The organism is Agarivorans sp. 2_MG-2023, assembly GCF_030548085.1.
GTDB lineage: Bacteria > Pseudomonadota > Gammaproteobacteria > Enterobacterales > Celerinatantimonadaceae > Agarivorans.
In genome coordinates this window covers 211,806-235,342 of record NZ_JAUORQ010000004.1, presented here as the reverse complement: position 1 = coordinate 235,342, position 23,537 = coordinate 211,806, and the positions used below count along the sequence as shown (strand labels likewise).

General features: G+C 43.4%; 20 protein-coding genes. 9 read left to right on the top strand and 11 right to left on the bottom strand.

Annotated elements, in window-relative coordinates:
- Window positions 1-15 precede the first annotated feature (15 nt).
- Window positions 16-1,218 carry an enoyl-ACP reductase FabV gene (gene fabV, locus Q4549_RS08100; RefSeq protein ID WP_303550768.1) on the bottom strand — a complete coding sequence of 401 codons (1,203 nt, stop codon included), beginning with the start codon at window positions 1,216-1,218 and terminating at the stop codon, window positions 16-18.
- Window positions 1,219-1,576: 358 nt separating this feature from the next.
- On the opposite strand from fabV, the gene Q4549_RS08095 reads away from it, so the two are divergent.
- The gene (locus Q4549_RS08095) at window positions 1,577-2,440 is read left to right on the top strand and encodes a PEP-CTERM/exosortase system-associated acyltransferase (RefSeq protein ID WP_303550771.1); all 864 of its coding nucleotides are present in this window, start codon (window positions 1,577-1,579) and stop codon (window positions 2,438-2,440) included.
- Window positions 2,441-2,453: 13 nt separating this feature from the next.
- Here the strand turns inward: Q4549_RS08095 and Q4549_RS08090 are convergent, their stop codons facing one another.
- The 6 genes from Q4549_RS08090 to pspF form a co-directional block, all read right to left on the bottom strand.
- Entirely contained in the window at window positions 2,454-3,233 is a 780-nt protein-coding gene (locus tag Q4549_RS08090; RefSeq protein ID WP_137675222.1) for an ATP-binding cassette domain-containing protein, read from the bottom strand.
- Window positions 3,226-4,233, bottom strand: a complete 1,008-nt coding sequence (locus Q4549_RS08085) for an oligopeptide/dipeptide ABC transporter ATP-binding protein (protein WP_137675223.1) — start codon at window positions 4,231-4,233, stop codon at window positions 3,226-3,228. The genes Q4549_RS08090 and Q4549_RS08085 overlap by 8 nt, the downstream gene beginning before the upstream one ends.
- Window positions 4,233-5,120, bottom strand: a complete 888-nt coding sequence (locus Q4549_RS08080; RefSeq protein ID WP_303512739.1) for an ABC transporter permease subunit — start codon at window positions 5,118-5,120, stop codon at window positions 4,233-4,235. Before Q4549_RS08080 ends, Q4549_RS08085 begins: the two co-directional genes overlap by 1 nt.
- The gene (locus Q4549_RS08075; RefSeq protein WP_137675225.1) at window positions 5,107-6,072 is read right to left on the bottom strand and encodes an ABC transporter permease subunit; all 966 of its coding nucleotides are present in this window, start codon (window positions 6,070-6,072) and stop codon (window positions 5,107-5,109) included. Before Q4549_RS08075 ends, Q4549_RS08080 begins: the two co-directional genes overlap by 14 nt.
- Window positions 6,073-6,075: 3 nt before the next feature.
- Window positions 6,076-7,674, bottom strand: coding sequence for an ABC transporter substrate-binding protein (locus Q4549_RS08070; RefSeq protein ID WP_303550774.1), 1,599 nt, complete (start codon window positions 7,672-7,674; stop codon window positions 6,076-6,078).
- Window positions 7,675-7,746: 72 nt separating this feature from the next.
- Window positions 7,747-8,727 (bottom strand): phage shock protein operon transcriptional activator, encoded by a 981-nt coding sequence (gene pspF, locus Q4549_RS08065; RefSeq protein WP_303550776.1) that lies wholly within the window; start codon window positions 8,725-8,727, stop codon window positions 7,747-7,749.
- Window positions 8,728-8,917: 190 nt separating this feature from the next.
- On the opposite strand from pspF, the gene pspA reads away from it, so the two are divergent.
- The 7 genes from pspA to Q4549_RS08030 all read left to right on the top strand — a co-directional run bounded on the left by pspA (window position 8,918) and on the right by Q4549_RS08030 (window position 15,615).
- Window positions 8,918-9,583, top strand: a complete 666-nt coding sequence (gene pspA, locus Q4549_RS08060) for a phage shock protein PspA (protein ID WP_303512747.1) — start codon at window positions 8,918-8,920, stop codon at window positions 9,581-9,583.
- Window positions 9,584-9,591: 8 nt separating this feature from the next.
- Complete coding sequence (gene pspB, locus Q4549_RS08055; RefSeq protein ID WP_303512750.1) at window positions 9,592-9,816, top strand: envelope stress response membrane protein PspB; 225 nt, start codon at window positions 9,592-9,594, stop codon at window positions 9,814-9,816.
- Window positions 9,816-10,190, top strand: a complete 375-nt coding sequence (gene pspC / locus Q4549_RS08050) for an envelope stress response membrane protein PspC (RefSeq protein WP_303550779.1) — start codon at window positions 9,816-9,818, stop codon at window positions 10,188-10,190. Before pspB ends, pspC begins: the two co-directional genes overlap by 1 nt.
- Before the next feature lie 250 nt (window positions 10,191-10,440).
- Complete coding sequence (locus tag Q4549_RS08045; RefSeq protein ID WP_137675231.1) at window positions 10,441-11,913, top strand: TyrR/PhhR family helix-turn-helix DNA-binding protein; 1,473 nt, start codon at window positions 10,441-10,443, stop codon at window positions 11,911-11,913.
- 110 nt (window positions 11,914-12,023) lie between these two features.
- Complete coding sequence (gene leuB / locus Q4549_RS08040) at window positions 12,024-13,130, top strand: 3-isopropylmalate dehydrogenase (protein WP_303512756.1); 1,107 nt, start codon at window positions 12,024-12,026, stop codon at window positions 13,128-13,130.
- A gap of 67 nt (window positions 13,131-13,197) precedes the next feature.
- Complete coding sequence (locus tag Q4549_RS08035) at window positions 13,198-14,376, top strand: cystathionine beta-lyase (RefSeq protein ID WP_303551282.1); 1,179 nt, start codon at window positions 13,198-13,200, stop codon at window positions 14,374-14,376.
- Window positions 14,377-14,535: 159 nt separating this feature from the next.
- The gene (locus tag Q4549_RS08030; RefSeq protein WP_303550782.1) at window positions 14,536-15,615 is read left to right on the top strand and encodes a DM13 domain-containing protein; all 1,080 of its coding nucleotides are present in this window, start codon (window positions 14,536-14,538) and stop codon (window positions 15,613-15,615) included.
- Between the two features lie 61 nt (window positions 15,616-15,676).
- Here the strand turns inward: Q4549_RS08030 and Q4549_RS08025 are convergent, their stop codons facing one another.
- A complete protein-coding gene (locus tag Q4549_RS08025; protein ID WP_303550785.1) occupies window positions 15,677-18,454 on the bottom strand; it encodes an EAL domain-containing protein in 2,778 nt (925 codons plus the stop codon).
- Window positions 18,455-18,757: 303 nt separating this feature from the next.
- Between Q4549_RS08025 and Q4549_RS08020 the strand changes: the two genes are divergently transcribed.
- A complete protein-coding gene (locus tag Q4549_RS08020) occupies window positions 18,758-19,705 on the top strand; it encodes a DUF808 domain-containing protein (protein WP_303550788.1) in 948 nt (315 codons plus the stop codon).
- A 1-nt stretch (window position 19,706) separates the two neighbouring features.
- On the opposite strand, the gene Q4549_RS08015 is transcribed toward Q4549_RS08020, so the two are convergent.
- From Q4549_RS08015 to pdsR, 3 genes are all read right to left on the bottom strand, one after another.
- Entirely contained in the window at window positions 19,707-20,459 is a 753-nt protein-coding gene (locus Q4549_RS08015; protein ID WP_303550791.1) for an ABC transporter substrate-binding protein, read from the bottom strand.
- Window positions 20,460-20,555: 96 nt separating this feature from the next.
- Entirely contained in the window at window positions 20,556-22,721 is a 2,166-nt protein-coding gene (pdsS, locus tag Q4549_RS08010; protein WP_303550794.1) for a proteobacterial dedicated sortase system histidine kinase, read from the bottom strand.
- Window positions 22,721-23,413, bottom strand: coding sequence for a proteobacterial dedicated sortase system response regulator (gene pdsR, locus Q4549_RS08005; RefSeq protein ID WP_137675424.1), 693 nt, complete (start codon window positions 23,411-23,413; stop codon window positions 22,721-22,723). The genes pdsS and pdsR overlap by 1 nt, the downstream gene beginning before the upstream one ends.
- Window positions 23,414-23,537: the final 124 nt, after the last annotated feature.

The window sequence follows — 23,537 nt, the reverse complement described above, 5'->3', positions numbered from 1 at the left end:
GTTGTTCTGAGTTAATTAGATGGCTTTAACGTCGAATGGAACTAAAGTATCTACGTCTGCATCGTAATCAACACCTTCCAGCCCAAAACCAAACAGTTTTAAGAATTCAGCTTTGTAGTACTCATAGTCAGAATGCTGTTTAAGGTTTTCAGTGGTAATTTGTGGCCACAGATCAACACAGGCTTGTTGGATGTCGTCACGTAGCTCCCAGTCATCCAAGCGTAAACGATTGCTTTCATCTACCGCTGGCGTAGAACCATCATTGCGGTACAAACGCTCATCGAATAAACGATAGATTTGTTCCATACAGCCTTCATGCAAACCATGTTCTTTCATGATTTTGAATACCATTGATATGTACAAAGGCATCACTGGAATAGCTGAACTCGCTTGAGTGACCACACTCTTAAGTACCGCTACATTCGCGCTACCTTGTTTGGTGCTTAGCTTTTCGTTTAGAGCGCTGGCTGCTCGGTCTAAATCCATTTTGGCTTTGCCTAATGCGCCATCCCAATAAATAGGCCAGGTAAGTGCGGTGCCAATGTAGCTGTATGCAACCGTTTTACAGCCTTTAGCAAGTACACCTGCTTCGTCTAATGCCTTAATCCAAAGCTCCCAATCTTCGCCGCCCATTACCGTTACAGTATCAGCAATCTCTTGCTCGGTTGCGGGTTCAATGCTGGCTTCGATAATCGTATCTTTGTTGGTGTCTACAGCGGTTGCTGTGTAGGTATTACCAATAGGCTTTAAGCTCGATCGGATTAACTCACCGCTATCGGGTAATTTGCGTACTGGAGACGCGAGTGAGTAAACCACCAAGTCAATTTCGCCTAAGTCTTGTTTAATTAACTCAATAGCGGCTTCTTTTGCCTGATGAGAAAATGCATCACCATTAATGCTTTTGGCATAAAGGCCAGCTTCATGCGCTTTTTGGTCAAACGCTGCTGCATTATACCAGCCTGCAGTACCGGTTTTACGCTCGGTTGCTGGTTTCTCGAAAAAGACACCAATAGTTGCAGCGTCACTGCCAAATGCAGCGGCAATGCGTGAAGACAAACCGTAACCGCTTGAAGATCCTACTACCAATACACGCTTAGGGCCGTCTGTAACTTTGCCTTTTTGCTTAGTGTAATTAATTTGCTCTTGCACGTTGGCTGCGCAGCCTACCGGATGAGTGGTTGTGCAAATAAAACCACGGATCTTTGGTTTGATGATCATGCTAATTCCTTAAACTTGGCCAAATAGTTAGCGCTAAGTATATTGTTGTTTCAACGCTAAAAAACGCAATGATTCTAGCATGTTTGCTATTAAAGTGGCATTTAGCCTAGCTGATCAGAGCAGTTTATTGAGCACTCTATTTAAAACCCGTTATTCTTAAGTGATAGCACAATCAGATTTGCTTCTAGCGCCGCTATCAATTGGTGTCGCTAGAATTTTACTGGCTAGCCTTGGCACTTTTCTGATATAAACTTAATATCAAATTAGCAAAACATTATCCTATAGAGATAGTGGCTATACTAAACGCGATGCTTATTAAGCAACTATAAAAACACTTAAGGGAATAAGGGTTAAGCTTTTGAAAAACAAAATACTTCCGACCAGTATTAAAGGAAAAGTAGTTGGGTTACCTACTAGCAAAACAACCCAACATGCCGCCCAGAAAAAAGCGGCTGAAATTGCCAAACACTACGAGACTTATTTTCAACCATTGGTTGCACTCAGTGATGAGGATGTGGGCAGTGTTTACCGTTTGCGCCACGATGTTTATTGTGAAGAGTTAGGGTTTGAACCAGTAAACCCCGAGCAGGTAGAACGCGATGAATTTGACGATTATTCTGATTATTGCTTGGTTCGCCATTTATCGTCAGGAATTTATGCTAGTACCGTACGAGTGGTGTCGCCAACGGGCGACCAATTGCTCCCATTAGAAAAGTATTGTGAGGGAGCGATTACTGACGACGATCTACACCCGCAAAATTTTGCTAGAGAAGACGTATGTGAAATATCACGTTTAGCATTACGCGCTACTTTTAGACGACGTAAAACTGATAAGTTTGTTGATTCAGCTACCGGTGGCATTAACGTAGCCGAGCTTTATGAAGAAGAGTTGCGTTGTTTCCCGTTTATTACTGCAAGCATGTATTTAGCCGCTACGGTGTTGGTTGAGAGGCATAATATTAAGCATGCTTATGTGATGATGGAGCCTAGGTTAGCGCGCAGTACTGCCTTATTAGGGATTAAATTTCAGCAAATTGGTCCTGTGGTTGAGTATCACGGTCAACGTGCGCCTTATTATATTACTGCAGAGAAAATCCGTAGCGATTTACCGATTACGCTTAAACCTTTGATGGATATGATTGAAAGAGAAGTTAATTTATCACTTTCAATGAGCTCCGTTGTAGGGGCGCAAGAGTCAATTCTGTATCGTGGTAACTCATAAAATTATCGCGATGTTATTTACGGAAAGCATCTTGGTAGGCATTTAATAAACGTTGACTCAGCTCGTGTTCGGGCTGAGTAAAAAATAGCTCCGTTGGCCTGAATTCAACGGCTTTTCCTTGCTGCATTACCAATACTTTATCGGAAAAGTGACGCACCAACCCCAAATCGTTAGAGACGAAAACATAGCTGATGGCAAAGCGTTGTTGTAATTCAATTAGCAAGTTAATGATTTGCGCTCTTACCGATACATCAAGTGCGGCAATACTTTCGTCAATAACAATAATCTTCGGACTTAAAATTAGCGCTCGAGCTACCGCTATACGCTGTTTTTGACCACTCGATAGCATGTTGGGATAAAACTCAGCATGTTCTTCAAGTAAACCTACCAGTTTTAAGGTGGCCACTACCTTTTGTTGTTGCTCCTCGGTGCTTAGGCCGGTATTTAACATCAGTGGTGCAGAGAGGATTCGGCCAATGTTAGAACGGGGGTTTAAAGAGCTGGTAGGGTCCTGGAAAATCATCCTTATTAAGCGGCAGCGGCGAGTATAATCTCCATACTTTAAGGCCTCGCCATTTACAAAAATATCACCGCTACTGGGTTTATTAATGCCGGCGAGTACTTTGGCGAGGCTAGATTTCCCAGAGCCTGATTCACCTATAATTGCCAAGCTTTCACCCATATTGAGGTCAAAGCTAATATCATCTATTGCAGCAAAACGTTGGCGACTTAACCAACCTTTATGCACATACACGTGCTGCGATAAATTTTTAACGTGTAAAAGGTTAGCCATTTACAGTGACCTTTTTTTCAATATTGAGCGGGTAGTGGCAAGCATATTGATGGCCTTTTACTTTCTTTAATTTAGGTTGAGTTACGCACTTACGTTGGGCTTTAGGGCAGCGGGGACCTAGCCGACAACCAATAGGCAAATGCTGCAGTGCTGGAATAGAGCCTGGCAACCCTGGGAGTAGAGCTTTTCTATCGAAAGGTTGGCTGAACTTAGGTGCGGAACTAAGCAAAGCATTGGTATATGGGTGGTGACTATTGCCTACCACTTGTTCTGAACGCCCAACCTCCACCATTTGGCCACAATAAATCACGCTAATTGTATCGGCTAAATCGGAGAGAGTATTCAAGTCATGGCTAATTAACAAAATAGCCGTATTGTTAAGCTTATTGAGTTTGTGCAGCAAGCGAAGAATTTGGCTGGCAGTAGTGACTTCCATCGCGGTAGTTGGTTCATCAGCGACTAACAGCTTGGGTTGCCCAGCAATGGCCATGGCAATCATTACTTTCTGGCATAAACCATCAGACAGTTCATAAGGATAACTGCGCATTACTTTATGGTGGTCTTTAACGCCTACCTTATGCAACAAGGCTTGCGCCTGTTTTTTCCGCCATTGAAAACGGCGCCAAAATCCTCCTTTGATATTGTGGCAAGGGATCGCTTCTTCAATTTGTTTACCTACTTCTTCTGAGGGATCTAAACAAGAACTCGGTTCCTGAAAGATCATCGCTATTTCGTGACCGAGTACCTTGCGCCGTTGCTTAGTTGTGAGCTGAAGAAGGTCTACATCACCTAGGCGCATTCTGTCAGCTTTTATAGTCCAGCTGGGCTTGGTGACTCCTAGTAAGGCTTTAGCAATTAAACTTTTACCAGAACCTGACTCACCCACTAAAGCTTTAATTTCGCCTTCAGCCATGGTTAAGCTAACGCGGTCTACCGCCTTAACTTTGCCGGTGGGAGTATCAATTTCGATAGTCAGGTTACGAATGTCTAGTAAGGCCATTAGTCGACTCCTTCTAACATCGCTTGGCGTAAACCTTCGCCCACCATGTTCACACTTAAGATACTGGTCATAATAACAAAGCCGGGTAGGGTAACGGTCCAGGGGGCTGAGAATAGTAAATCTTTACTCCCCCCTAACATTGCACCCCACTCGGGCAGTGGAGCCTGTGCGCCAATGCCAATAAAACCTAGGGCGGTAATATCAATTAACGATGAAGAGAAACTACGGCTTATTTGAAACACGATTGAGTCAGCAATATTGGGTAGTACGCCGTGTTTCAAAATTCGATAGTTGGTCGCACCATCAAGCCTAATTGCGGTAATGTATTCTTTTTGAATTTCGGTAGAAACCGCAATGTAAGTGAATCGAATAAATTGAGGAATTTGTGCTAAAGCGATAGCGATTAAGGTGTTCTCTAGACCCGTACCCAAAAACGATACCACCATAATGGCAATAAGCAGCGAAGGTATGGATAAGGCCGTGTCCATCACATGGTGTAAAACGCTAGATTTTACGCCACGGCTCATGCCTGAAAAGATGCCTAAAGGAATTCCAATCAGCGCAGCAAAGGTAACAACAATTAAGCCGCCACCAAAGGTGAGCTGGCAGCCGTAGATGAGTCGGCTTAACACATCACGACCTAAATCATCGGTGCCAAAAAAATTATCAACGTGACCGCTTTGATTCCAAGAAGGTGGCTGTAATAAATTGTCGCTTTGAAAATCTAGGGTATAAGGCGCAATCAGCGGGCCAAACAGCGCTAAGCCAACAAAACCCAGCAGTACCCAAAAGCCAATCATTGCAATGGAGTTATCTTTAAAACGCTCTAATACACGCTGGAGAGCGCTAGAGATGGTCGTTTCTGCAAATACATTAGTGTTGAGCATAAACTTCTCTTCGGCGTAATGGATGTATTAGCGCGGTAAACAAATCGGTGAGTACAAAGGTAATAATTACCAAAGTGGCTACAGCCAACATTCCACCTTGAATGGCCACATAATCTTGTTGGTAAATACTGGATATTAACCAACGTCCAATGCCAGGCCAGGCAAACACCACTTCAAGAACCATTGCCATGGTAAGCACGTTACCAAATTGAAGGCCTAAGCTGGGTAAAATGGGCGGCAAGGCATTATGTAAAGCGTGGCGTGTCACTATTTGCCATTTTGATAGGCCTTTGGTCGCTGCAGCTTTAATATAGTTTTCGCTCATCACCTTCGCCATTGAGTTGGATAACTGGCGTATTACTTCTGTTGTCGGCACTACCGCTAATACAAGAGTAGGTAAGGCTAAATGGCTAACAATGCTCATTAAGGCTGGCCAACGCGCTTGAGGTTCTAACCACATGACATCGATGATGCCAAAACCGGTAATTTGAGGGATCTCTAACAGTAAATCGTAACGACCAGATACCGGGAACCAACCCAATAACAGTGACGAGTTCATCACCAATAGTAAGGCTAACCAAAATACCGGAATGCTGTAGCCCACCATTGTAACGCTAAGGATTAGGTTTCTAATCCAGTGTTGGTGATAAATACCGGCTAACGTACCCAGTGGTATACCCACAATAAAAGACAGCAAAAAAGCAGAAAAGCACAGCTCTAAAGTGGCGGGTAAAAAGCTAATCAGTTCATCAAATACTGGTTTGCCGGTAATGCTAGATACACCCAAGTCGCCGTTGAGGTTATTCCAAACAAAGACTAGGTACTGGCTTAACCAATTACCGTCTGTTTCAATAAAGATGGTTTGATTCTTCTGAAAGAAAAAAGCAATTAAGTTGATGATTAAAAAGGTAATCACCAGTAGGTTAATTCGACGAATAAAGTAACGTAACATGGCTTACTTCCTATAGGCGCTGCTAAAAGAAACGCCTCCGTATGGATTCCATGTAATGCCACTGACACTGTTATTATACGAGTACATTTTAAGCGCATGGGTTAAGGGAAGTACGGGCACATCTTGCTCAATAATTTCTTGAATTTTATAGTAACTTCTCACGCGGTCGGCTAATCGCGGTGAGGTGGTGGCAGCATCGAGCAGCTGTTCGAAGTGCCCATTACACCAACGGCTATAGTTGTAACCTTGTTCTACCGCTTCACAAGCAAATTGTTGACGGAAAAAATCATCGGGGTCGCTATTATCGGTAGACCAACCCACGAGCAGCATATCGTAGTTAACACTTGGAGCCAGTAAGTAACGGCGAAGCACTTCCCAATCAAATAATCTAACGTTTACTTGGTAACCATCTTTCACCAAATCATTACGTATTAGTTCAGCGGTTTTGTGGGGCTGTGGATTATAACTTTTCGCTTCATTGAGTACCCACAATTCAATCGGTTGTTGTTTGGCTTTCTCGATATAGGGATATACCAAAAAATCTTGCTCTGGTGAGCGAGCTTGGTGGCGATAGGCCCAAGAGGAAGCGGATAACATTCCATCGGCAATTTCAGCGGTATTCAAGTAAACGGAATCTACAATTCGTTGTTTGTTGATTAAGCCTGCTACATTGCGCCGAACGCGCACATCGGCAAACGGTGGTTTTTGAGTATTAAAGGCCAAATAAGAGACATTTAATCCTGCCTGAATCGACACCAATAAGTCATCTCGTTCTTTAAGCACTTCTAATTGATTGGCTGCTGGTTGAGCCATTATATCGCATTGGCCTGTCAGTAATTTGGCCAAACGAATAGAAGACGTAGGAGTAATATCAAACACCAACTGCTGCATAGGTGGAGCGCCACGCCAATGCAGCCAATGGCGGTAGTAACGAATAAAGTGATCTTTACGTTGGCTGGCGTAATAAAATGGGCCGCTACCTATCGGTTGCTGATCGAGTAAACCTAGCTGATTTTTGTCATTCAGCTGTTGAGCATACTCTGCGGACAAAATAACCGCGTAATCGCTGGCCAGATTTGCCAAAAAAGCAGCGTCAGGTTTTTTTAGTACAAATTCGATGCTGCTATTAGATAGCTTGTTTAAGGATTGGATATTGTTGCCAAAGCCAATGTTATTGAAAAATGGATAATCGCCATTGGCTAAAATATAAAGCGGGTGCTCAGGGTTTAAAATTCGCTCAAAGCTAAGCATTACATCGTCAGCATTTAAATTACGGCTTGGAGAGAAGTAATCGGTTTTATGAAAATGAATACCTTGGCGTAAGTCGAAGCGATAATGTAAGCGGTCTTCACTAATGTGCCAATTGTTCGCCACACCACCTACCAGTTGCTGAGTGATAGGGTCGACTTCAATTAGGCGGTCGTATAAATGCCGAGAAGTCACCGCAATAGCATTCATAGAACTTTCTAACTGAGGGTTAAATGTGTGCGGAGCGGTCTCGGTGCAATACACCAAGCCGAGTTTTTTTACATCTTGTTGCTGTTCACAACCAAGCAGCAAAAAACTTAGACACATCATTGTGCCGAATGAGAATGCATTCATGTGAGGCTGATATCCTGATAACTGCTTGATAATTTAACATTAACCATCTGTTTATCTCAACCAATGATGGACTTAGCCTTGGGTATTAATTTGATGTTTCTTGATCAAACCCCTTAGTTGATGGTAGCTGATCTCTAAGGCTTGAGCGCAAAGGGTTTGTTTATAAAGGTGTTTTTCTAAGGTATCGATAATAAGTTTTTTTTCAAACTCAGCGACTTGCTGCGTAAAACCTAAGTGCGAATGGACAACTTGGCTTTCATTGTTTGGCTCTGCAACTGGGCGCCAAGGTGAAGCAAAAGGGTCAACGTTAATCGCCTCTACTTGCCCCTTAGCATTGCTATTTTCAACTACAGCGCGCTCTATTACATTTTTTAACTCGCGAATATTACCTGGCCAGGAGTAGGCTTCGAGTTGTTGTTTAACCGGTGTAGTGAAACTAACTCGATTGTTTAAGTTAAGTTCGTGGGCAATTTTTTGAGCGAAGTGTTCGGCTAACAAACAAATGTCTTCGGCTCTATGACGTAGTGGCGGCAGGGTAATCACCGCAAAAGATAAACGGTCTAACAGGTCGGCTCTAAACTTACCTTGGGTGACCAAACTGGGAAGGTCTTGGTTAGTTGCACAAATTAAGCGTACATCAACATCTATGGTTTTATTACTTCCAAGACGTTCGATTTGATTGTATTCAATGGTGCGTAATAATTTTTCTTGCACCTCAGAAGGCATGTTGGCGAGCTCATCTAAAAACAAGCTCCCTTTATCTGCTTGCTCAAAACGCCCGATACGTTGCTGAGCCGCACCGGTAAATGCGCCAGCTTGATGACCAAATAGTTCAGACTCAATCAAATTGGGATTTAAACTAGCGCAGTTTAGGCTTAGGTAGTGCTTGTCCCAGCGCTCAGACAAATAGTGTAAACGCGCTGCAATTAGCTCCTTACCGGTCCCTCGTTCGCCAATGACTAACACTGGGCGGTTAAGTGGGGCAAGCAAAGACACTTTATCAAGTACTTCTAAAAAGCTGGGAGCATTACCTAGTAAACTTGGGCTATTCATTGGCTATATAGACTAACTTTTGGTTAATTTAACTATAACTTTGGCCGGGTAATTTGTCACTTTTCATCTAAATTTATAAATATCATGAGCTTACATAATTGGCACAAGAGTTGTTATAGCTAGTTAGTCAATCCATAACACTTAGCCGTAATGATTAACGGTTTAACTTTTAGTCGTAAGGGGAAATACCATGGGAATGTTCACTCGTTTAGCTGACATCATTAACGCCAACATCAGTGCCATGTTAGACAAGGCGGAAGACCCACAAAAAATGTTGCGCTTAATCATTCAAGAAATGGAAGATACTTTAGTTGAGGTGCGCGCCAGCACGGCCAAGGTACTTGCCGATAAAAAGCAGCTGATTCGCAAAATCCAAATCTTAGAGCAACAAGCTGATGATTGGCAGGGGAAAGCTGAGTTAGCGCTTAGTCGTGAGCGTGAAGATTTAGCACGTTTAGCTTTGGTAGAGAAAAAGCACATTCAGGAGTCTATTAAGATCCAGCAACACGAGCTCAGCTTAGTAGACGATAGCTTGCTACAGTTACAACAAGAGATAGAACAGCTTGAGTTAAAACTTACCGAATCTCGAAACCGTCAAGCTGGTTTACTCGCAAGACAAACCACGGCTAAAAACCGTCATGCAGTAAGACAGCAACTTGATAACGAACGCGCTTTAAAAACCCGTGAAAAATTTGAGCAATTTCAAGCTAAGATTGATCAACTAGAAGCAAAAGCAGAAGTATTGGGTAACGATGGTAATAACCCAGACTTAAATAAACAGTTTGCTGAGCTGAGCGCTGATGCTGAAATCGCAGAAGAACTGAGTAAGTTAAAAGCTAAGTTAGAGCAACAATAGGAGAGCATATGCTTACTGTATTGGTAACACCGTTAATATTATTTATGGCGATTGTGGCTCCTTTGTGGCTGATTCTGCACTATAAAAGCAAGCGACAAGTTGAACACGGCATTAGTGAGCAAGAGCGAGAGCAATTAAACGCCATCGCTACACGCGCCAAAGATATGTCTGCTCGGATTCGTGCTTTAGAGAGCATTTTGGATGAAAGTGTACCGCATTGGAGGGAGCGCTAATGTTTGATAAACCTTTATATCGCGATCCTCGTAAAGGAAAGATAGCAGGAGTATGTGCCGGATTAGCGGATAGTCTTGGCGCAGAAACCTGGTTAATTCGCATTATTGCGGTTACTGTCGCCATTACTAACTTAGGTTTGTTTCTGATTATCTATGGTGCCGCTTGGCTGTTTATGGACAAGCGACCTAGTAACCAAGAAAGTGACGAATCAGTGACAATTAAATCAAAAGTGTGGCAACGAGGGGAAACGCCAAGCCAAGCTATAAATGAACTTGAGCATCAATTTGATGGTTTTGAGCAACGTTTACGCAAAGTTGAGAAGGTGGTTACCGCGCGTGATTTTGAACTTCATAGTCAGTTCAAAAACTTATAAGTTAAACGTGAAATAAATTTGTTCAGTTCAAAATAACTCAAGTGAATGTTAAATGACGCTTGGGTTATGTTGGCTTTTTTGGTTAGACTAAAGAAGCTTCGATAGAATTCGAGCTGTAATAAGTTGCTCAATAGGAGAGTTTTTTGCGTTTAGTATGGATTGTAGGAGAGGGCGGTATGTGGTGCAGCTGTGAGTTTTTACAGGCACTCCAGTTACTGTCTCGGTCGCTAAAACTAAAAGCAGGCGCGTTATGCGCATAGAGCTAAACTGTGAGCAAAACACCCAAGTTTTTAGCGCAGTATTGGCAGTACTGGTTAAACATGGCTTGGCCCTGCAAGCGATGCAAAGTGTAGACAGTGGGCATTTATTCCTTCACCTTACTGAACTTGAACTTCCCCTTACTCAACAATTACTTAGTGAGTTTCGCTACTTAAATGGTGTGTCTGATGCTCGAATTGTATCGGCCTTACCTTCAGAAGTAGAGCATAAAGAAGTACAAATTCTGCTCGATAACGTGCCGTATCCGGTAGTGCTTATCGACAAACTTGGTCAAATTCGTCAATTCAATCAAGCCTTTGAACAATCTTGTGGAGATACCCAACAGCCTTTATCTAATAGCGATATTAGTAAGTTTTTGCGAGGCTTTAGTGTGCAGCGCTGGTTTGGCAGTGGCTCAGGGAAACGCGAATTAGTAGAGATTCAGCTTAGCGGTCGGGTTTATATGGCCGACATTATCCCTCTCTCAGAAACCGCATTATTCTCACATCTTCCTGGCGCTATTATGCTGTTTAAGTCAGCGCACTGGTTAGAAGCTAGCTTTGATTTATCCCAAATTGAATTAGGCATTAGCGAAGGCCGCTTAGTGGCCAGCAGTGACGAAACCAATAATGTTCTCAATAGTTTAAAACGTTTAGTTGACCACCCTATGCCCACCTTATTGTTTGGTGAAGCAGGCGTTGGTAAACGCTTTTTAGCGCGCTTACTTAATGAGCTTTCCATGGGCAGCGACGAACGTTTTTATTCTGTTAGTTGCCATAGCCAAGAATACAGTCTCTCTGAACAGTTGGCTGAAATTGCCGCCGAGCAACCTAATACAGTTCTGCTCACTAATATTGAACGTTTGAAAAGTAATGAGATAGAAGACGCAGTCAGTTCACTCACTGCGCCGCAGCTCGGTATAAAACACTTGTTGTTTTCAAGCCGCTATAGCCCAGAGCAATTAGCCGCGTTGTGGGGGGGCGATTATTATTATTCGATCATCAAAAACAGTATTAGTGTGCCTCCATTACGACAACGTAAAGAAGACATTGTGCCCTTGGCGCAGTCTTGGCTAGATTTCCAATCAGCTAAGCATCAAGAAGTGTCTCCTCCATTAGGGCGCGAGGTAAAGCGTTACTTGAGTTCCTTGAGTTGGCCGGGCAATATTCCGCAGTTATATCAAGTATTACAAGACTCTTTAGAAGTAGGCAGCTTAAAGCGCTGGCAAGTGAGTGATATTAAGTATCATCATGAAAAAGTCGTGGATAACGTCAGTATAGAGAGCTTGTTACAGCAAGACTACCACTCAGCAATGGGCGAGTTTGAGCACCTTTTACTGAGTTATCATTATCCACAGCACCCAAGCTCACGACTGCTGGCCAAAAAACTGGGTCTTTCGCATACCGCAATTGCCAATAAACTTCGTGAACATAATATTCGTAACAAAACTGATTTAGATAACTAGTTTCGCCAGATTCGCAGTTGAAAAGCTCGATCTGTGGTTTACCCTTGCGCTGGTTTTGCTATGATGCGGCAATCAAAAAAATAAACTAATGCAATGGAGACGCAAACACAATGAAGAACTATAAGATCGCCTTATTGGCCGGCGACGGCATCGGTCCTGAAGTAATGAAGCAAGCGGTCAAAGTACTTAAAGCGGTTGAAGCGCGTAACCCAGAAGTAGCATTTGAACTTAACGAAGCCTTGTTTGGTGCGGTTGCCTACTTTGAAACGGGTAAATCTTTCCCTGCTGAAACCATCAAAATTTGTGATGAAGCTGATGCCATTCTTAAAGGCACCATTGGCTTAAATCACGAAGACTCAAAGAAAATCCCAGTAGACGAACAGCCAGAGCGTGGCGCTTTGCTACCGCTTCGTCGTCGTTACAATACCTACGCAAACTTCCGCCCTGTTTACCTTCCAAAAGAGCTCGCTCACTTTTCACCTCTTAAACAAGAAGTGATTGGTGAAGGTATCGATATCATGATCATTCGTGAGTTAGTGGGTGGTTTGTACTTTGGCGAGAAAGAAGTGGGCAAAGACGAAAATGGTCAGCGTTACGTGCGTGAAGTGCTTGAGTATGACGAAGGCCAAATTCGCGACATTCTAAAAGTTGGTTTTGAAACTGCGCAACGCCGTAAAAAAGTAATGCACAATATCCATAAAAGTAACGTATTGAAATCAAGCGTACTATGGAATGAAATTTTAGAAGAAGTTGCCGTTGATTATCCAGATGTAGAAGTTAAGCACATCTTGGTAGATGCAGCAGCCACCTACCTATGTTTAAACCCTGGTATGTTTGACACCATGGTGATGGAAAACATGTTTGGTGACATTTTAAGTGACCAAGGCGGCGGTATTTTAGGTTCGTTAGGCCTTATGCCTTCAGCGTGTATGGGCCCTGAAAAGTCTTACTACGAGCCATCTCATGGCAGTGCTCCAGACATTGCGGGCAAAAACATTGCTAACCCTTACTCAATGATTGGTTCAGTAGCATTAATGCTAGAAATGAGCTTTGGGATGGAGCAAGAAGCTAAAAATCTTTGGCATGCAATGAAGTCGGTATTTGCCAATGGTTACGGCACGCCAGACTTGGCAAAAGGCGAAGATGCTAAACTTATCGACACTGACGCCTTTGGCGATATGGTGGTTGATGAGTTAAACAAAGCCCCTCGCGTTTAATTGCCAATACCCTTAATAACCAGCCTACGGGCTGGTTTTTTGTTGCTGCTACTCGGATGTGTTTATGATGAAAAAATCAACCAAAATTGTCAGTGCTGGACGCGATAACAAATGGACTCAAGGCCTTGTAAATCCGCCGGTTTCTCGCGGTTCTACGGTTGTGTTCAACAGCGTTAAAGAGATGAAACAAGCAACCGCTAAACGTCACGATAAAACCCTTTTTTATGGGCGTAGAGGCACTCAAACTCATTTTGCTTTTCAAGAAGCAATGGTAGAGATTGAAGGTGGAGAAGGCTGTGCGCTTTACCCTTGTGGAACGGCTGCGATAAGTGGTGCATTGTTGTCGTTTTTACAACATGGTGACCACCTGCTGATGGTGGATACTGCTTATGAACCCACACGAGATTTATGCGAGAAGTTGCTAACTCGCTACGGTATTGAAACCACCTATTACGATCCCTTGATTGGTGCTGGTATTAGTGCGCTTATTCAAACCAATACCAAAGTCATCTTTTTAGAATCTCCTGGTTCTCTCACTATGGAGGTGCAAGATTCACCTGCAATAGTGGCAGCAGCGCGCGCCGCAGAGCAAGATATTGTGGTGATGCTCGATAATACGTGGGCATCACCACTTAACTTTAGTCCTTTTGATTTTGATATTGATATCTCTATTCAAGCGGCTACCAAATACATAGTGGGTCATTCTGACGTAATGCTAGGTACAGCTGTTGCTAATAAGCGCTGTTGGGACCAACTTAGAGAGAATTCTTATTTATTAGGGCAGTGCACTTCGCCTGATGATGTTTACTTAGCCATGCGCGGCATGCGCACCTTAGGTGTTCGTTTAGCCCAGCATGAGAAAAATGCCTCAGAAGTAGCCAATTGGCTGGCTACCCGTGACGATGTTGATCACGTTCGCCATCCGGCATTAGCAAGTTGCCCAGGGAACGAGTTTTTCAAGCGTGATTTTCAGGGTGCTTGTGGTTTGTTTTCTTTTGTTATGAAAGGAGGCAATCAAGCAGCCTTAACGGCATTACTTGATGGAATGGAACACTTTAAGATGGGCTATTCTTGGGGTGGATATGAAAGCCTAATAATGGGAGTTAATGGCGTTGATAAGCTTCGCACTGCCACTCAGTGGCAAGCGAGCGGCACCTTAATCCGTGTTCATATTGGCCTAGAAGACACCGCAGATCTTATCGCCGATTTAGAGGCTGGCTTAGCGAGATTTAATGCTCAGCTGTAAATCGAATGATTTTGATAAAAAGCCGCCCTCCTAGGGTGGCTTTTTTATTTGTAGTTATCACAATTTGATAACATTTGCGTTCTGAGCTTGTTGCTTGCAGAAGCCTTTGTTAGCGTTTAATAACAACGTTAAAACAAAAAGCTGAGCAAAGGACTGCCGATGTTTAATCCATTTTTACCTAAAATTCATTCGCTAACGGTGATATCTATAAGCCTAATACTGGTCGCCTGCGGTGGCGGGGGGGGAAGTGATGCTCCAGCTCAGTCTTTAACTGGTCAGCAGTTGTTTACTCAAACTGACGCTGGAGGCAATCAGTTTACTTGTAGTACTTGTCATGCCATTGACGAAGATAGCCAAGGCTTGGATGACCAGCAATTGCATCGTCCGGCTCACTCATTACGTAATGTAGTAAATCGCAATGCCTTCTATAACGGCAGCTTTAGTGAGTTAATTGATGCTGTAAACAACTGTAGGGTAGATTGGATGGATGCCAATGCCTATAGCGATACTAGCGAGCAGTGGAGCGCATTACAGCAATACTTGCAAAGCTTTAGTGATGCTTCGGTTGCTGATGAAGTCAGTTTTAATCAAGTGGCGGCTATTAGTGATTTTAGCGGGGCTGATTCAAACAATGGCGAACAACTGTTTAATCAAACCTGTGCTACTTGTCATGGCGATAATGCAAGCGGTAGTCACTTAGCCAATAGTTTACATGGCTCTGGTTTAAGCGCGGCGCAAGTGGCGACTAAAGTACGTACTTCGGGGCCATCGAATAGCGCCTACTTTACAAATTTGGTCGAAGGGAATATGCCATTTTGGAGTGAGCAGAGGCTGGGCAACGCTGATTTAGCCGATATCGCGAGTTATGTTGAAAGCATTAATCTTAGCCAAACCTACAATTGTAATGCTGCCGACCACCCAAAAGTTGGCCAAGTAGCAATTTTAGATACTAAAGCGCATGGCGTCAGTGGCCGAGTAGAAATTGTTGATAATTGTACACTAGAGGTTACTGCGTTTAATTATGATGGTGGTGGCCCTGACGTACTGTTTTATGGCGCACCAACCAGCAATTACAATGTAGGCGGTTTTAACATTGGCAGTACTATTAATGGGCCAATTTATAATAACGATAGTTTGAGCTTAAATCTGGCCAGCGCCAGTCAACTGGATGCTCTCGGCGGGATTAGTGTGTGGTGCCGAGACTTTAGTGTGAGTTTTGGTGATGGGCTGTTTAATTAGCCGTTTATTGAACATGATTGAACCTAGAGCAGAAACTAAAGCGAGCTAATGGCTCGCTTATTTAGTTTATTGGATCGCAAGGTTGCGGTTTTCCTATGCCATAACCTTGCACATAATCCACCCCAATCCCTGCTAATACATTTTGAATTTCTTGGTTTTCAACAAACTCAGCCACGGTTTTCATATTCATCATGTGAGCAATAGCGTTAATTGATTCTACAATGGCTCGGTCGGTGGCTTCGCTAACAATGTTAATGATCAAGCTACCGTCAATTTTCAAATAATCTACCGGTAAGCTTTTTAAATAACCAAAGGACGAAGCACCACTGCCAAAGTCATCTAAGGCAAAGCGGATCCCTAAGGCCTTCATTTCCCGCATAAATTCCAAGGCTCTAGTGAGTTGAGAAATGGCGGCAGTTTCGGTAATTTCAAAGCAAATGTTTTTGGGGTTTATGGAAGAGTGTTTAACCAATTCAACGACTTTATTTACAAACTCATCGTTGCTTAAACTAATTCCAGATAAATTGATCGACACTACTGTATTGCCATCAGGGAAATATTGGTGGTAGCGCTTAAACACTGTTTCAAGCACCCATTGGTCGATAATGGTGATTACACTGTGTTTTTCTGCCGCAGGTATAAACAAGTTAGGTGGAATGATGTTGCCGTGTTCATCACGGTAACGAATTAGCATTTCGTAGTGTTTTGAATCGGAGTTTTTATCAAGTGGGGCAATCACTTGCTTCACTAAATAAAACTGGTTTTGCTCTATAGCCTGAGCTACGTTTGCGATGTAGCCCATTTGTTTAGCTTCATCGAACAAATCATCATTATCCAAATCTGCAATATATACCCGGCCACGGCCTTCTTCTTTGGCTCTGTAACAAGATAAATCAGCTTTGCTGAGCAATTCGGTTTCATTTAACGCGCCAGTAATCGGCACCATGCCAATGCTAACCCCCACGTTGAATAAGCGTTTATTCCAATGGAAGCGATACGCGTTTACTTGAGCAATAATGCGCTCACATAAGGCTTGCGCTTCTGCTTGGCTTTTACTGACTAAAATAATGCCAAATTCGTCGCCACCCAAGCGCCCTATAAGATCTTGTTTGTTTATGCATTGGCTAATTACCGTGGCTACTTCGGCCAACATAGCATCACCAATTAAATGCCCTGCAGTATCGTTTACCAATTTAAAGCGGTCTAAATCTAGGAAACATAAGTAACAATTTTTGCTTTCTTCTTGATGCCGCTGGGCATAAGCCTTGAGTTGCTCATTAAAGCTGGCGCGGTTAATTAAACCGGTGAGGGAATCATAAGTTGCTTGATAGGCGAGCTTTTGACTCAATAGGTGCTCAGCGGTAATTTCTTTGCTGATCCCGCGATAACCAATATAGTTATTGCTGCCATCGAAGATAGGCTTACCATTGAGCAGAAATATCTTTATATCTTTACTGGGTAACTTAACTTTAAAGGTTAGGTTATTTAAAGGTTGGGTATAGGCGACCGCGTTTTCATATTCAAGCCAAGGGAAGCTTAATTCGGGCTTGGAACGGCAAATTTCAGATAAGGTTTTACCAATTAGCTGTGTTGCATCTGCTGCATAAAGTGGTCGAGTATCACCAGACAGGTAACTAAAGCGTTGTTCTGTATCGGTTTCCCAAAAAATGTTTGCTCCAGCCTTCGCCAAATCACGATAACGGGATTCATTTTCTGCTAGTAGTTGTCGAGTAATGCTGCCTCTGCGAATGATTTCCATCAATAAAATAATTATCAGTAAAGACACTACAAAAGCCGAGACCACCAATCTCACCATTAATTTGTATTTTTGGTAAAAGGTTTCTTCCTTATTGATGATCTTTGCGTCTTTAGGTAAAGATTTTTCGGAGTAATTATATTCTTGTAGTTTCTCCCAATTAAATATCCATTGGCTTTGGGCAAGGGTAATTGGCTCTATGTCATCAACCGACTCACCGGCTAAAATGCGCTTAGCTAATTCGGCTGCGCGCATAGCATGTTGTCTACCGTCTAGTTCATCTGCGCCTACCGCTCCGTGTGATAGCGTTGTAATAGCAAGAGTATAAATAGGGTTGTTAGTCCAGGTTGCTAATTGTTGGGTGCCTTCGTTCCAGCTTAATAATGCATTGTTTCGCGCTGGACTAGTTAGTTGGCCTAGCAGCAATACTGGAATGTTGCTGTTGATATTGGCGAACACATCAACAATTTCATCCTCGGCTAAGGTTTCGATAATGTGAATTTTACTGGGTGCACCTGGTTTTCCTATCACAGTTTTTGCTTTGACTAAATTAGCTAAACCGGTTGAGCTAGGATCTATTACCAGCACCAATTCATTTTGGCCAGTTTGCTGTTTAATACTAATGATAGTGTTAGCAATGTCTCGATTTTCAAATACCCCTGTCATATTAGGTGCGTTCAGTACTTGTTCTGTTACGCGGTTTATACCCAAATATACAATTGGTACCGTGCTAAAAAATTGCTTTCTATTATTTCTAATAAGATTGAAGGCAGGGTCATCAGAAATCACGATCACATCTAAAGGAGTATTGGCGTATTTAGTCTCTAGGTAGCCTAAAAAGCTTAGCCTGAAATCACTGTTGGGATAACGTTTGGCATCCATGTATTCATGAAACAAGCGAGTATTGCCATCATCTTTGAATGAGCTGTCTAGGCCCTGTTTTAAGTAACCGGTCCAAAAGTGTTCGTTGTGATAGGAATGAACCACTAATACATTATTGTTTGCTTGTGCATTCGCACTAAACATATTGAGGCTTAGCAAGCCAAAGAATAGACACTTCCAATATAGAGAAATCGCTCGCAAAATGGCTCCCTGCCTAACAATGATTTTTGAGAACTTGTACTCTCAAAAAACCAGGTGATTACTGCTTTCCTTGTTGTATTGATGCTAGCACTATGAGCACAAAAATCGAACTCCGATAACGATATTTAGCCACACAAAGCTCTCTCAATCCTTAAAGCGTGACCTTGATACAACACTCAACAAAAGCTTAGCTGGTACGACCCAAGCAATTAATCTAATTGATTAAATTATCTTTAATTAGCACTGGTCGCTCTGCAAAGCTTTGGTTAGGATAGTTCTTTTTCACCGATTCCAAGGATTAGGATGGCGGGTTTAAGTTTAATCGCATTGCTTGATGACATTGCAGCTGTGTTAGATGACGTTGCGCTAATGACTAAAGTTGCGGCAAAGAAAACCGCAGGAGTGTTGGGTGACGATTTAGCGCTTAACGCTCAGCAGGTGTCGGGGGTTAAAGCTGACCGCGAATTACCGGTGGTGTGGGCGGTCGCTAAAGGCTCTTTTGCTAATAAATTAATCTTGGTGCCAAGTGCGTTAGCCTTAAGCGTTTTTCTGCCAGTGGCAATTAGCATATTGTTGATTGTAGGCGGTTTATTTTTATGCTTTGAAGGCTTTGAAAAAGTTTTTCATGCGTTATTTCCTCATACTGATAATGAACAACAAAACAAACACCAGCGCTTACAAGCCAACTCCGATGACACTGTGGATTTAGTGGCTTTTGAAAAGGACAAAATTAAAGGTGCCATTCGTACCGATTTTATTTTATCTGCCGAGATTATCGTTATTGCATTAGGGACAGTGAACGAGGCCGCGCTGCTAACCCAGATACTTGTGGTATCGGGTATTGCTTTTGCGATGACCATTGGTGTTTATGGTTTAGTGGCAGGCATTGTAAAGCTAGATGACGCTGGCTTATATTTGCTTGAGCATGCCAAGCAAAATAACGGCGGCCAACTGCAACAAACATTGGGTAAAGGTTTGCTAGGTTTTGCGCCCATTCTCATGAAGTTTTTAGTCGTAGTGGGTACCGCCGCAATGTTTTTAGTGGGGGGCGGTATTTTAAGCCATGGCATCCCTGTGTTTGCTGATTGGACTCATCATGTTCAACACTGGGCTGGCAGTTTAGGCGCAATGTCTCCAATTATGGGGGCGTTCGCTCCCATTGCTTACAATGCCTTGTTAGGCATTGTTGCTGGCGGTGTGGTTATGTCGGTTATTACTCTTATTAAAAGTGTGTCGACTAAAGCCAACTAGCTCAATGGTTGAGTTTTTGTTGCTGGTAGCGCGTGAGTATTTGCTTAAACGCGCTACTTTGCTTTACCTCCTCTAAGGCGTGCTGAAACTGCCCAATAACTGCGTCGTCGACAGCATTATTAAAGGCGTAGCAAAGTTCTTGCTCTTGAAGTACCCAGCTTACTTCGTAGTGTTTTAATGAGTAATTGTTTTGTTTGGCCGCGTGCCTAATGGTTTGCTCTGAGCCAGCGATAAAATCAACCCGCTTAGCTAACAACAACTTAATTAAATGGCGATAGCTGTCGCTAAACATTAGGTTTTCGTCTTCAATGCCATTGTTTAGCAAAATTTGTTCTCCTACGTCTGCGCGTAATACGCCAATTTTCAAGTGGTTGAGTTGTTTGAATGAGGAGAGCTTTGGATGACGCTTGTTATCGCCCATCAGAACTATATTTACGTTATCGATAGCACATACCCATTTAAAGTAAGGGGCACGTTTTGGTGTATGTACCGTAGCAAACAACACTGTATTGGGTTTTTGCCCGAGTAAGTAATAGGCTCTATCCCAAGGCATTATTTTTACGCTGTGCTCAGGTTCACCCAATTGTTGCCAAATCAGCTTGAGTAGCTCAACCGAAAACCCACTTGCTTGGCCGTTGTTATCTCGGTAATTGATGGGGTAGGCATCTTCGCTGAGGTAGCTGAGCTTGGGTAACTCTGCGTAACTTTGCCCGCATACCCAATACAAACAAAGCACTAAAAGAAAACGCCGCATATCTCAACTCAACTAATATGGATTAGCTTAAGTATAGAAAGTGAGCAGCGTTACTCACGACAATTGTGCTAAATGTGCGCTACCTTGTGTTTAGGCTTATTGCTCTAGAGGTAAGCGAACACAAAACTCCACACCACTATTGTCGGTAAAATTGCGGGCACTAATGTGGCCGCCATGAAACTCAGTAATTAAACGTGCAATATACAACCCTAAACCTAAGTGGGGTTTTTGCTGGGCTTGTTGGCTGCGAATTGACACCATTGATTCAAAGATTTGCTCTACCATATTATCCGGCAGAGTCGGACCGTGGTTGCTAATCAGTAGTACCGCATCTTTGTTATCCTGTTGGAAGCTCACCTTGATGGGTTTGTCTGGCAGGCTGAACTCCATAGCATTGGCGACGAGCTTATCCATAAGCTGGGCAATGTATTCTGGCACACCAACGATGTTTAAGGTGTTGGGCGTAATATCGCAATCAAAAGCCTGTTCAGGATAAGTATATTGATAGCCTTGCATGCAGCCGGCTACAACTTTAGATAGCGGAAAATGACTGGTTTCTGCTTGCGATAAACTTTGCTCAAGACGAGTGGCCTCACTCATGTTATTGAGGATCATGTTTAAGCGATTCACCCCTTCTTGGGCTCTATCTACGTATTTTTGAGTATCTTGATCCAGTGTTTGTAAACTCAGGTGTTCTAGCGAAGAGCGCACTACTGCAACTGGGGTGCGAAGCTCATGAGATAAGCGCGAAGACATGTTTTCTAGGTAATGTGTGTATTGGCTTAAACGGCTAACAATATTAGCGAAGCTGCGTGATAGGTCGCCAATTTCATCGCGGTCTTTAGAACCGGGCAGCGTGGCGGTTACTCGCCCTTGGCTATCAATGGCTTTTTCAGCTTGGTCGCGTAGCTTTCTAATTCGGCTAGAAATGCTCGATGCAAACAAAAAAAGTGACAGCGTGCCAACCCCCATCACTAGCAGAATGATATTGAATAAGCGCTCTAGCGCGCGGTTACGCAAAGTGCGAATACCGTTAGTAGTCTCTTCCGCTACCACTACGCCCATCACCTTATCGTCAATCCATATCGGGCTGGCAGCAGCTAACACCACGGCACGCCCGTCGGGTGTTAAACGCCACGTTGAGCCGGGTTTACCGGTAAGCGCTTGCTGAATGTGGCTGCCTTCTAGCTCAGTGGAGTCTTGCAGGGAATCGACAAAATCCTGTGGTGGTTTAGTCAGAATTTTATAATACAGTGGGTGTAAATACTCGGTGGTAAAGCGGCTCCACCAATCATCGTTGTTATCGCGGCTCAGGCTGCGAGCCCAAATACTTTGGGTACTGCGAATATCACCTGATTTAGCCAATACTCGGCCGTGTTTATCTACTACCCAAATGCGTGAGCTGTTATGGCTCATCCCTTTGATGATGCTTTCTATCTCAGGTGAGGGAACAAGTACAGTACCCAATTGGTCAACGGTATCAATGGCCGACGTACCCACAATAGACACTAACTCTCGCTTCGGTGTGCGGTTTACATCGTAAATCGAAAAGCCCAGTTTACTGCCAACCATACTCAGTGGAATTCGCAGTTCAATGTTGTAGCCTTTATTGGTTTTTAACCATTGACCTTGAATTTTTACCTCGGGTTTTACAGGGGTGTTTAAGCTGGGGTCTAAGGGCAATTCAAAGGCATTTATCCAGCCATCTTCTGTTGTTGCCACAACATAGCGCCTAAACTCGCCATCGGGTGCAAGCGTCGCGATGGCAAGGTGGTCATTGTTGTCTACGCGTAGGGTATTTTTGCCGCGGTAAACCACATCTTGATCGGTCACTTCAAAGTAGGCATATAAATAGCTACCAAATTTACCCACCATATGCGTAAATTCGCTTTGCAAGGGGGCATCGGGATCGGCTTGATAAATCACATGCTCGTCGCCATAGCGCAACATGCGGTGTTGATATTCGTGCCAGTCGTTTAGTTTGCCATCGAGTTGAATCGGACCAGAAAGCGGGTAGGCGTATAAATCACGGCCTTTTTGTACTTGGCTTAAAAAGCTGGCCTGGCTATTAAACAACGTTGGGCGTTCGTGCAAGGCGGTAGCTAAGGCTTGCGTAGTACCTTCTAAGGTTTTTTCTTGGCCTAAGCGCAGGTATTTTTCCATTTCCCACACGTATTGATAACCCAACCAAGGCAAGCACAATAAAAATAGCGAAAGAATGGTGACTTTGGCGCGTAGGCCAATTGGCAGTACTGGTAGCATTAGGCCACGCTATCCCATCGATAACCCATACCATACACCGTATCAATGCACTCAAAGTTTGGATCTATGGCTAGAAACTTTTTACGAATACGTTTTACGTGAGAGGTAATCGTGCTGTCGTCGACAAAGATTTTCGCCTCGGTCATTAGTTCTTGTCGGCTTCGAACATGGCCGGGACGCTTAGCCAGTGCATGTACCATCCAAAACTCGGTCACGGTTAACTCTATAGTTTGTTGGTTCCACAGCACTTGCATGCGGTTGCCATCAATAGCCAAAGGGCCTCGCTCTAGTAAGTTGTCTTCTAAAGGGGCTGCGCCGAGTAATTCTGAGCGACGAAACAATGCGGCAATGCGAGCCACTAAATGCGGAAAACTTATATCTTTTGTTAAGTAATCGTCGGCGCCTAATCTAAGGCCACAAACGGTATCGAAATCGCTGTCGCGTGCGGTCAGAAAAATAATCGGCAGGGTACTCGACATAGCGCGCAGTGATTGGCACAACGAAAAACCGCCATCTATCTCATCTTCTAAACCTATATCAATGATGGCCAAGTCGGGCAGGCGAGTATTAAAAGCGGAGAGTGCACTAGGGCGATTAGCGTAGGCCTGTACGCTATATCCTTGTTGCTGTAATACATCTTTGTAGTTTTCGCGGATGGCCGCTTCGTCTTCTACGATGGCAATTCGTTTCATGGTTTTACTTACGTTCTAAGCTGCTGACTTGCATAGACTATACATTATTTTTATCACGCTTTGGTGGCTTCAGCGCAATTGCCATTTTGTTGCCACATTTGATAAGCGAACTGCCATTTTTAGC